Raw genomic sequence first — 11,557 nt, 5'->3', positions numbered from 1 at the left:
GCTTAAATCACATTACTTGATATATACCTCCTTTTTCCCTAAGTTTGATGCTTTAAAAAGTAACAAAAACCATCGAAGTGAAATTTTTCAAATACCAGGGAGCAGGCAACGATTTTGTTTTAATAGACAATCGCAACCAACAATTTGATGCAAATGACACCACCCTAGTGGCACAGCTTTGTGATCGGCGTTTTGGTATTGGTGCTGACGGACTTATGCTTCTTCAGCAGCGGGTCGGGTATGATTTTGAGATGGTCTATTATAATGCAGACGGCAACCCTAGTAGTATGTGCGGTAATGGTGGACGTTGCATTGTATCTTTTGCAAAACATTTGGGTATTATTGAAAAGTCGACCAAATTCTTGGCGGTCGACGGCGAGCATGAAGCGACTATAAACGAAGCTGCTGATTGGGTAAGTTTAAAGATGATCGATGTGGAGCATATTGAAAAAGATGGAAACGACTTTGTTTTAAATACCGGGTCTCCTCATTATGTACAAGAGGTTAAAGACTTAAAAAATTTAGATGTTTTTAAGCATGGCGCAGCAATCCGATACAATAATACCTATAAGCAATCGGGTATTAATGTGAATTTTGTAGAAGCGCTGGAAGAAGGATACCAGGTCCGCACATATGAAAGAGGGGTGGAGGATGAAACCCTCGCATGCGGAACGGGCGTAACTGCTGTGGCACTGGCAATGGCCTGGCATCATAATCGTTTAGGAACATATAATACACCAATTAAAGCCATGGGGGGTGATCTCAATATTCGTTTTACTTATCTGGGAAATGGTGTATTTAAAGATATTTATTTGGAAGGTCCCGCTAAATTAGTATTCGAAGGATTGTTGCCTTAGCAGCGAATCGGAGATTTTTGCAATTTTTTGAAACAAAAAGCCCAACTAGTTGTTTCAACATCTAAGAACCAATTATAACGTATAGAAATTTAGCTTTTAAGGTAAACAGATGTACGCTTTGACAACGCTAGGTTGTTTGTGTTAGCCATTTTTAAAAAATAGCGAAAATAGTCTTCATTCTTCCGAATGAATGATACTTTTTACAGAAAAGCAACGTATTTTTAGTTTCTTACTATATGTTTTAAGGTTCTTTAAAGCATTTTGCATTTTTTTTATTTTTTTTCAGGTAAAGTATCATGTCTGTTTGATTTGTTTTTATTTTTTCTATGTTTTATAGATGTTTTATTGGGTAAATTATCTTTTTATTTTGTGTTTTTGTGAATTTTGTTTGATGTATTTGTAACAATTTTTGATTTTTTTTGGATAATATCGTTATTTGTGTTTTTTTTGTTGATAAATTTTAATTTTATATAATGATTTTTAATAAATAGCTATCTTTTGTGACGGGTGATTTCGATGTTTTGAATATTTTTTATGAAAGTTAGTGTTGTATTCGTGTATTTGAAGAAAGAATTTCTTTTAAATAGAGCTGCTCAGCGCCGAAAATTCGTTTTAGTAATAAAGCCAGCCGAATAAGGTTGTTGATATTGCTAGAAATCGTTTTATCATTGCCTACGAGGAAGGTAGGCGATATTAATCAATCATCATTTTATAACCATTCAAACAAACACATGAAACAGAAACTACTCAGTTTCTTTCTTATTAGCATGGCTTTGATAGGAAGTCTATATGCACAGGAAAGGACAATTCGAGGAAAAGTCACTGCAAAAGACAGTGGTGAGCCATTACCGGGCGTATCCGTTATGGTGTCTGGTACGGCATCGGGCTCGACGACCAATGAAGAAGGAATCTACTCGATTTCGGTTCCGGCTAATGCAAATGCATTAATTTTTTCTTACATCGGTTTTGAAAAAGAAACCGTCTCTATTGGGAACCAAACGGTAATAGACGTTGAGTTATCACAAGATGCGCAGGCATTAAGTGAAGTGGTCGTTACTGCTCTGGGAATTGAGCGTAAGCGAAACGAACTCGGTTATGCGGCCCAAGAGGTAAGAAGCGATGAGATTACACGTACACGCGATAATAACTTTACCAACGCCCTATCAGGAAAAGTTGCTGGTTTGGATATCAAACAATCGGGCACCATGGGCGGTTCAACCAATGTCGTAATGCGTGGTTATAAATCGTTAACAGGTAATAACCAAGCCTTATTCGTTATTGACGGAGTTCCTGTCAGCAATGTAAACACCAATACCGATTTAAAAGAGGATGCCGATGCGCAAAATCAAGGGCGTGGTGGATATGACTATGGAAATGCAGCCGCGGACATCAATCCGGATGATATTGAATCAATCAACGTATTGAAAGGAGCCGCCGCTTCGGCTTTATACGGATCTCGTGCATCCAATGGTGTTATCATGATTACCACGAAGAAGGGCAAGAAAAACAGCACAAACATTACTATCAACAGCGGGCTGAATATCGGTAAAATTGATAAAAGTACTTTTGCAAAATACCAAAAAGAATATGGTGCAGGTTATGTCAATCAGTACAGTGAAGAAGGCTACGCTTCTCCGGACGGTAACTTCTGGTATGAAACTGTGTTTGGTAATTCGGGGCCATCACTGGTAGTACCCTTTACGGAGGATGCTTCTTACGGTGCTGCTTTTGATCCTAATTTGCTTGTTTACCAATGGAATGCATTCGACGAAACATCTCCAACCTATGGACAGGCAACACCCTGGGTAGGGGCACAGAACGATCCCTCTAAATTTTTTAAAACAGGCCTTAATTCGATGCAAAGCATCAGTATTGATGGAGGAGGAGATGTAACGACTTATAAAGTGGGCTATACACGGAATGACGAAACAGGCGTTTTACCTAACAGTAAAATTACCAAGAATTTGTTTAACCTTTCCGGTTCGCACCAGATTAATGATAAGTTGACGGTGAGTGCTACTGCTAACTTTTCGAGGGTAGATGCGATTGGCCGTTATGGAACAGGCTATGACGGAAGAAATCCGAATCAAGGCTTCCGTCAATGGTGGCAGACAAATGTGGATATTAAGGAGCTGGAGCGTGCTTATGAGCGAGAAGAAAGAAATGTCACCTGGAACTGGTCGGATATCGGAGCTACCGGGCCGATTTATTCCAACAACCCTTACTGGGAACGATACAAAAATTATCAAAATGACAGCCGCAACCGCTATTTTGGTAGCGCCGTGGTGAATTGGAAGCCATTAGAATGGATGGATGTTTTGGGACGTGTTACTTTCGATGGATCGAATGAATTTCAGGAAGAGCGCCTGGCAATTGGAGGGGCCGATGTTCCGCAATACCAACGCTACGATCGTACCTACAGCGAGGCCAATTATGATTTAATGCTTAATTTCCATAAAGACTTAGCCGAGGATCTAACCTTTACCGGTTTGTTGGGAAGTAACTTACGGCGAAATTATTTGTCAGCTATTCGTGCGCAGACAAATGGCGGTTTGGCTTATGAGGGTATTTATTCACTTTCTAATTCTATTTTCCCCATCGAACCGCCAAGAGAACGCTACGAACGGATCGGTGTCGATGGCCTGTTTGCCAATGCGAACTTCGGTTATAAGGAAACCTACTTTATAGAAGGATCTATCCGCCGAGATCAATCCACCACATTGCCAACTGATCATAATGTTTATTGGTATCCCTCGGTCGCGGGAAGTTTCTTGTTCTCCAATCTGTTAAAAGATTCGAACTGGTTGGACTATGGTAAGTTGCGGGTTAACTATGCCGAGGTCGGAAACGATGCCTCCGCTTTGAGTTTATATAATACCTATACCATCAACACTCCATTTAATGGTATTCCAATGGCTTCTATTTCCCAAGAGCTTCGTAATTCGAATTTAAAACCGGAACGTACTAAAAGTTTTGAAGTTGGTTTGGAAATGAACTTTTGGGATTCAAGGGTAGGTTTCGATGCCAGTTATTATCGTTCGACATCCTTCGATCAAATTATGGCAGTAACGGTTTCTTCAGCAACTGGATATGATAGACGGTGGGTAAACGCCGGCTCGCTGCGAAATCAAGGTTTCGAATTGAGCGCATTTGTAATTCCGGTGCGGACTGATGATTTTTCCTGGACGATGAACTTGAATTTTGCGCGTAACCGAAACAAGATGATTGAGCTGTACGAAGGGAATGATAATTTACAGTTGGGAACCTTCCAAGGTGGTATTACGTTAAATGCTACCCTGGATCAACCATTCGGAACGTTGAGAGGTGTGGATTATGTATATCAGGATGGACACCATGGTGATCCCGACTACCGTATTGTTGGCGAGGATGGTTACTACCTCACCTCGGATCCGGACCAGGTTTTGGGTAATATCAATCCCGATTGGCTGGGCGGTATCCAGAACAACTTTAAGTATAAAGACTTTTCTTTATCTTTCTTAATCGATATCAAAAAAGGGGGTAGTTTATTCTCTTTAGATCAATATTATGGCATGTCGACCGGTATTTATCCCGAAACTGCCGGCCTGAACGATTTAGGCAATCCGAAACGCTTGCCAATCAGTCAAGGTGGCGGTGTTGTTTTGCCGGGGGTTAATCAGGATGGTACGCCAAATGCAACCCGCGTAGAAGCGTACGATAACTCCGTTACACCTTATGGCTATGCCAATAATCCGCAGGCGGGGTTTATCTACGATGCAGGATACATCAAATTGAGGGAAGTTTCGCTTACGTACAGCTTACCGAACAGGTGGCTGGCGAATACGAACTTTTTCAAGGGTGTCGACTTTTCGCTGGTTGGAAGAAACCTTTGGTTGATTCACAGCAATGTGCCTTATGCGGATCCGGAAGGCGGATTGAGTTCGGGTAACTTACAGGGTATTCAAAGTGGCGTATATCCTGCTGTTCGGAATTTTGGATTTAATGTTCGAATGAGGTTCTAGTAAATATTAAGATCGTATAAAATGAAAAGAATATTCTTATATCTTGCGCCATTGGTTTTATTGGCCTCGTGCGCAAAAAATCTGGATGACTACAATGTCGATCAGAAGAATCCTGCGGAAGTTTCGCAGGCCCCACTCTTCAGTAATGCACTGAAAGAACTTACCGATGATGTGACTTCTCCGAGTGTTAATATTAATGTGTTTCGATTTTGGATTCAACAGTGGACTGCTACCACCTATCAGGATGAACCCCGATATAATTTTGTTACCCGAAATATTGCTCAAAATTTTTGGGAGCCGCTTTATCAGGAAGTATTACATGATTTAAAGCAAGCAAAAGCTTATGCAACGGATGATACGGAAATTGAAGACGTTCAGCGAAATAATCAGTTGGCTGCAATTGAAATCACTTCTGTGTATGCTTGGACGGTGCTCGTGAATACCTGGGGAGATGTGCCTTATACAGAAGCGCTTTCCGATATTGGTCAGCCAAAATATGATGATGCGGCCACGATCTATGCCGATCTGTTAAACAGACTGGACGCCGCTATCGCGATGATTGATCCCAATGGTGATAGCTTTGGTAGTGCTGACTTATTATACGGTGGCGATATGGCTGCCTGGTTAAAGTTTGCGCATAGTTTAAAATTGAAAATGGCGATAACGCTGGCTGATGTTGATGAGACGAAGGCCCGCGAGATCATCAGTACCTCGGTTGCGGCGGCTTTTACAAGCAATGCAGATAATGCTACCTTCGCCTATGTTTCGGCATCGCCTAACAATAACCCGGTTTCCAATAACTTAAACTCACAGTTTACCTCGCGGCAGGATTATGTTGCGGGAGGACCCTTTATTAGTGTATTGAACAGTGTGCAAGATCCTAGGCGTCCGTTTTTCTTTACCACGGTTAATGGTGAATATGTAGGTGGTGGAATTGGATCCAGTAATCAATATTCAACGAATTCTAAGCCAAGTGATAAGGTTATAGCGCCTGATTTTGAGGCACTGTTGCTCGATTATTCGGAAGTAGAGTTTATTTTAGCAGAGGCCGCAGCCCGATGGGGGCTCGGTGGGACCCCAAGTGAGCATTATAATAAAGCGATAGAGGCATCCATCACCTACTGGGGTGGAGATGACCGAGATGTAGCAACTTATTTAGCGCAGCCGGCTGTTGCTTATGAAACGGCTTCAGGGGATTGGAAGGAAAAGATCGGTGTACAAAAATGGTTGGCTTTATATAATAGAGGTTATGATGCTTGGGTAGAATGGAAACGGCTAGACTATCCCCAGTTAGAACCCGCCTTCCGAGCTGTTGACCCGGGTATTATACCCAATCGATTAACCTATCCGATTAGTGAACGTACGTTAAATGGCACAAATGTAAATGCTGCGGCTTCCAAACTAGGTGGCGATGACGTAGTTCATAAGATTTTCTGGGATGTGAATTAGTTTGTTAATTAATCAATTTTTATGAAAATAGAAAGGCTTTCCGAAAGGGAGGCCTTTTTTTGTGAACCGTTTCCATGAAGGCTTGAGGAGATCGAGGATTGAAATGGAACTTTTTGGTCTGTTACATTCAGTTGTTCTAATGCTGTTCTAATGTATCTGAGGCGTAGTATTTGTAACATTTTCTAATTTTTTTTGAAAATTTTAAAATAGAAAGAATATTTGCGGTTGATTTTAACATTTTTTAACATCTAGCTAATATTAAAATCTACTTGCTAAAGCGTGGCAAAGGAAATTGTTATGTATCCCATGCGTGGACAGGTTGGCAAGGAATAACAAAAAATGAAGTATTGACTATAGAGGAAATGGATACCCAAGTGAGGGCTTATATACTTATTATTAAACCAGGTGAATAAATCCTATTCATCGACCTTTTCTTTTTTTATATAATTGCTTATAATCCCTATTTAATATATTAACTTAAAATCAAACACATGAAACAAAAACTACTAAGTTTCTTTCTAGCGTTTTCTTTGCTCATCGGAGCAGCGTATGCGCAAGAAAGGACAATTAGAGGGAAGGTAACCTCAGATGACGGTGAACCTTTTCCAGGAGTGTCGGTTATCGTTACAGGAACTACTTCCGGGACGCAAACAGATGCTAACGGAAATTATTCATTAACCATACCAGCAAATGCGACCACCTTAATATTTAGGTATATCGGTTACAATTCCCAAACTGTTCAAATAGGATCTCAAACCACGATAAATGTTACGCTGGCAGAAGCTGCTTCTGAATTGAGTGAAGTCGTGGTAACAGCTAACGCTATCGAAAGAGAAAAGCGAACATTGGGATATTCTGCCCCTACCATCAATAGTGAAGAGTTAGTGGAAGGCAGAAGTACCAGTCCATTGAACGCCTTGGTTGGTAAAGTGGCTGGAGCTAATATCACAACAACGTCTAATGCTCCTGGTAGCTCCTCGCGTGTTGTTTTGCGTGGAGGGTCGTCGATTGCAGGAAATAATCAGGCGCTGATTGTAGTTGACGGGATTCCGATCGACAATGAAAGTAAGATTGGAGGAGGATCAACCTTATCGAGTGTAGACTTTGGTAATAGAGGAAACGATATCAATCCGAACGATATAGCATCAATCACTGTGTTAAAAGGACCTGCGGCGGCGGCATTATATGGTTCTCGTGCCTCCAATGGTGCATTGATCATTACAACCAAGAGCGGAAAGAGGGGGAGCGATAAAACGGAAATCACCTTTACTACGACGAATTCGTTGTCGTCTATTTTAAAACTTCCAGATTTTCAAAATGAATATGGACAAGGTTATTTCGACTATGCTTATGATGAAAATGGGAATCCAACGTTTACTAACGATCCGAAAGAAAATTGGAGCTGGGGAGCGCCTTTCACAGGAGAAGTGCAAGAATGGGGGCAAGCAGTAGATGGTGTGCGTTTGACCAAGCCTTATTCCGCAGTAAAAAATAACGTGAGAGATTTTTTTAAACCAGGCTTTACGTCGGATAACAACCTCAGTTTTTCAGGAGGCGGTGAAAAGACAAGTTTTTATCTTGGTCTAAATTCTCTCAACTCAAATAATGTTTATCCAGGAAATAAAGATACCTACAACAAATATGGGGTCCGATTTAATGGGACTACGGAATTTAGCAATAAATTTTATGCGGGCATTTCTTTAAACTATAATAGAATAAATAGCAACAATGTTGGAGGAGGCCAAGGTGATTTTTCAGTATACGATAACGTATTGCAAACACCTCGTGATATTCCGTTGACGGATTTAAAGGACTTAGGAAATAAATATTACGGTTATGGTTACGTAGACGCTAACGGCATTCCACAAGACGACAAGTATGGCTATTATGGTGCCTATACAATGAATCCTTATTGGGTGCTTGAGAATTTTAACAACTATAATGAGGTAAATAGAATTACTGGAAATGTTAATGTTGGATATAAGCCTGTTAGTTGGCTAGATATAAAGGAGCGTATTGGGGTAGACAATTATACTGACAGAAGACGTTTTGAATCGCCGAAGTACTCTTTTGTACCGGCTGATAATACAACTGGTAATTACTCAGCTTCTGCTAATTTACATAATAGCAATGGATCCTATCAAATTGATCAATATAACGTCAACGAGATTGTTCATGATTTAATGATAACAGCCACCCATCAATTCAATGAGGATTTCAGCGCATCTTTGATGGTTGGTAATAATATTAGACAACGCTATACTTCGGAGAGTGAGACTGCCACAAACGAAAGCGGGGGACTAGTGGTTCCTGGCTGGTATAATTTATCCAATAGTAATGGACCTGTGAATATTATACGCGATTATATGAGTAAAAGAAGACTGGTCGGTGTTTATGCAGACTTAAATCTGTCGTACAAAAATTTTCTTTATCTTGAGGCTACGGCGAGAAACGACTGGTCATCGACATTACCGCAAGGGAATAATTCATTCTTTTACCCAAGTGTAAGTGGATCTTTCGTGTTCAGTGAATTATTTGACCAGCAGTCTAATATAAGAAATATCATCAGTTACGGTAAGTTGAGGTCTAGCTGGGCAAAAGTTGGTAATGATACAGACCCTTATCAGCTACTTACAACGTTTTCAAGAGGTGAAATTTTAGGTAGTTTTGGTAGCACTACTTTTCCTTTTGGAAACGTTGCTGCTTTGATGTCTGGAACTACTATTGGTAATGCCAATTTGAAACCGGAAATTACTAGATCATTCGAAATCGGTGCCGATCTAGGTTTCTTCAACAATCGTTTGTCTGTTGACTTTTCCTATTATGACAACAATTCAAGGAATCAAATCTTAAGCATTCCTATTCCTAATTCTACAGGATACGGGTTCAGTGTGGTGAATGCTGGAGAAGTACGGAATAGGGGAGTTGAGTTAGCGTTGAGGGGTACACCTATTCGCACAGAAGGAGGCTTCTCTTTGGAGCTCTTCGGAACTTACACAAAAAACAACAATAAAGTAATTGAATTAATGGAAGGCGTTGATCAGGTTTCATTAGGCGGCTTTAGCGGCATGTCAATTGTAGCAGCCAAAGGCCGTCCTTACGGTGAATTCTATGCTGTAACAAATGCTACAGATGATCAAGGTCGTACCATTGTAGATGCTGAATCTGGATTACCGGTTAACACAGCAGAAGCACAATATCTTGGTAGTTATAATCCTAAATATCAGGCTTCATTGGGAACGAATATCCGCTATAAAAATTGGTCTCTTAACGCCTTATTTGATACTAAGCAAGGCGGCAAGTTTTTCTCTAGGACTAAGGACATCTTAGGTTTCGTGGGAACTTCTGCGGAAACTGGTGGAGAACGTATTGATGTTATTTTCCCTAATTCGGTTTATTTAGACGAAAATGGCAACAGTGTTGTTAATACAGATGTTACGTATAACAAGCAAGACTATTATCCTGCTATGGCGAGTGGCGTTAGCGTAATCGATGGCTCCTTCGTTAAGTTGAGAAATCTAACACTCTCTTATCAATTTACAAAAGAACAACTAAGAAATAGTCCTTTTGGCGCTTTAACTATTGGCCTATATGGAAATAATTTGTTTATATGGACACCTAAAGAAAACCAGTTCGCTGATCCGGAGGTAAACTCTGCAGGATCGGGCAATACACAAGGTTTTGATTTTACTGCCCAACCCTCTTTGAGAAATTATGGTATTAATGTAAAGGTATCCTTTTAAAGAAACGAATAATGAGAACGAAATTTAAATTGAGTATAAAAAGCCTACTAGCTCTGGGTCTTGTTGCTAGTTTAGGGTTGAATAGCTGTAAGGATTTTTTGGATGTGAACGAAAATCCGAATAATCCGGACTCCGCGGAACCAAGTTTATTGCTTCCAACTGTAGAAGCTTCAATAGGACAAGTTGTTGGTAATGCATTTCAGGTATATGGAGGAATGTGGGCTCAATACTGGACCCAAAATCCTTCTTCTTCCCAATACCGGGCGATCGATCAATATAACCAAACTAACAGCTCGACAGATCGCGTGTGGTTAACGATTTATCGGAATGCGCTTAATAATGCGCAAATAATGATAAACGATCAGGGGACTTCTAATGAATATTTTAAGGGGATTGCCTATCTTTTGAAAGCGTACACATTTCAAGTTGCAACAGATGCTTTCGGCGATATTCCCTTAAGCGAAGCTTTAAAGGGAAATGAGTATGGAAGCCCCCGTTATGAAAGTCAAGAAACTGTTTACGATAACATATTTATGTTTATCGATCAAGGGCAGGCGTTGTTAAATACAGAAGATGCCGTTTTGCCTGGCAGCCAAGACATGATTTTTCAAGGCGATGTAAACAAATGGAAAGCTTTTGGAAATACCTTAAAATTAAAGGCCTATTTACGTTTGTCGCAAGTTGATGCGGAGAAGGCACGGGCTGGGATTGAGGCGTTGTACGCTAACAATCCAGTATTTCTTGAAGAGGACGCATCTATTGCTTATTCAACAACTGGCGGAAATGAAAACCCTTTATACAATGAAATGGTAAACTTGGGTTATACTCAGAATCTGGTAGCGAGCGGTACTGCAGTTACTGCATTCTTGAGGAACAATGACCCAAGGCGGTTTGCATTCTACAGTCCAATCAGCGGTCAGGATTCTATCGCTTATATTCCTCAAGGAACATATAGCTCAAATACTGGAAAAGAAGTTTCCCCACCATCTGCATTAGTTGGAGGTTTTGCAAATAATCCAGCGTCGGCTATTGCTCCTGTTAAGGTGATTTCAGCTGCCGAGAGTTATTTCTTACAAGCAGAAGCTGTTGCAAGAGGGTGGGCATCAGGTGATGTTACGCAGTTATTTACCCAAGGGATTAGAGAAAGCTTTGCTGCTGTCAATCTAAGTGGTGATGCAGATGTGTATATTTCGGAAGCCGAAGACGCACAGCTACCTGCAGATTTAAATGGCAGAGTTCAAGCAATAATTACGCAGAAGTATTACGCGATGTGCGGCTTTCAGGGATTTGAAGCTTGGACCGAATGGCGTCGTACTGGCTATCCGAATTTTCTAGTAAGATCTGCGGCTTCTGTTATAGGAGTAGATCGTATGCCCCTTCGCCTGTTATATCCCAGTAACGAGGCTAATACGAACGGAAACTTTCCAGGAACAGTTGTTGTTTATGAACCAGTTTGGTGGGATAAATAGATTAATCTAATTAACCGCAATCCTTTAGACTTAACTCC

Annotated in this window: 5 protein-coding genes; all 5 read left to right on the top strand. The window is 40.6% G+C overall.

Translation table 11 applies throughout. The annotated features are described in order from the left end of the window. Positions 1-71 precede the first annotated feature (71 nt). The 5 genes from dapF to RYH73_RS02500 all read left to right on the top strand — a co-directional run bounded on the left by dapF (position 72) and on the right by RYH73_RS02500 (position 11,519). The gene (gene dapF, locus RYH73_RS02520; protein WP_335312590.1) at positions 72-857 is read left to right on the top strand and encodes a diaminopimelate epimerase; all 786 of its coding nucleotides are present in this window, start codon (positions 72-74) and stop codon (positions 855-857) included. A 731-nt stretch (positions 858-1,588) separates the two neighbouring features. Further along, complete coding sequence (locus RYH73_RS02515; RefSeq protein WP_335311682.1) at positions 1,589-4,858, top strand: SusC/RagA family TonB-linked outer membrane protein; 3,270 nt, start codon at positions 1,589-1,591, stop codon at positions 4,856-4,858. Positions 4,859-4,879: 21 nt separating this feature from the next. After that, positions 4,880-6,307 (top strand): SusD/RagB family nutrient-binding outer membrane lipoprotein, encoded by a 1,428-nt coding sequence (locus tag RYH73_RS02510; protein ID WP_335311681.1) that lies wholly within the window; start codon positions 4,880-4,882, stop codon positions 6,305-6,307. A 491-nt stretch (positions 6,308-6,798) separates the two neighbouring features. Beyond that, positions 6,799-10,050: a SusC/RagA family TonB-linked outer membrane protein gene (locus RYH73_RS02505; RefSeq protein WP_335311680.1), complete on the top strand. Its 3,252-nt coding sequence runs from the start codon at positions 6,799-6,801 to the stop codon at positions 10,048-10,050. A gap of 11 nt (positions 10,051-10,061) precedes the next feature. After that, positions 10,062-11,519: a SusD/RagB family nutrient-binding outer membrane lipoprotein gene (locus RYH73_RS02500; protein ID WP_335311679.1), complete on the top strand. Its 1,458-nt coding sequence runs from the start codon at positions 10,062-10,064 to the stop codon at positions 11,517-11,519. Positions 11,520-11,557: the final 38 nt, after the last annotated feature.

The organism is Olivibacter sp. CPCC 100613 (assembly GCF_036959255.1).
Lineage (GTDB): Bacteria > Bacteroidota > Bacteroidia > Sphingobacteriales > Sphingobacteriaceae > Olivibacter.
Note: the sequence above shows the minus strand (reverse complement) of the source record. Positions and strands in the feature narration are given on the sequence as shown.

Bases quoted from the DNA above. Each gene is read 5' to 3' on its own strand.
- RYH73_RS02500 (WP_335311679.1), top strand. From the start codon at position 10,062: ATGAGAACGAAATTTAAATTGAGTATAAAAAGCCTACTAGCTCTGGGT.
- RYH73_RS02515 (WP_335311682.1), top strand. From the start codon at position 1,589: ATGAAACAGAAACTACTCAGTTTCTTTCTTATTAGCATGGCTTTGATA.
- RYH73_RS02505 (WP_335311680.1), top strand. From the start codon at position 6,799: ATGAAACAAAAACTACTAAGTTTCTTTCTAGCGTTTTCTTTGCTCATC.
- RYH73_RS02510 (WP_335311681.1), top strand. From the start codon at position 4,880: ATGAAAAGAATATTCTTATATCTTGCGCCATTGGTTTTATTGGCCTCG.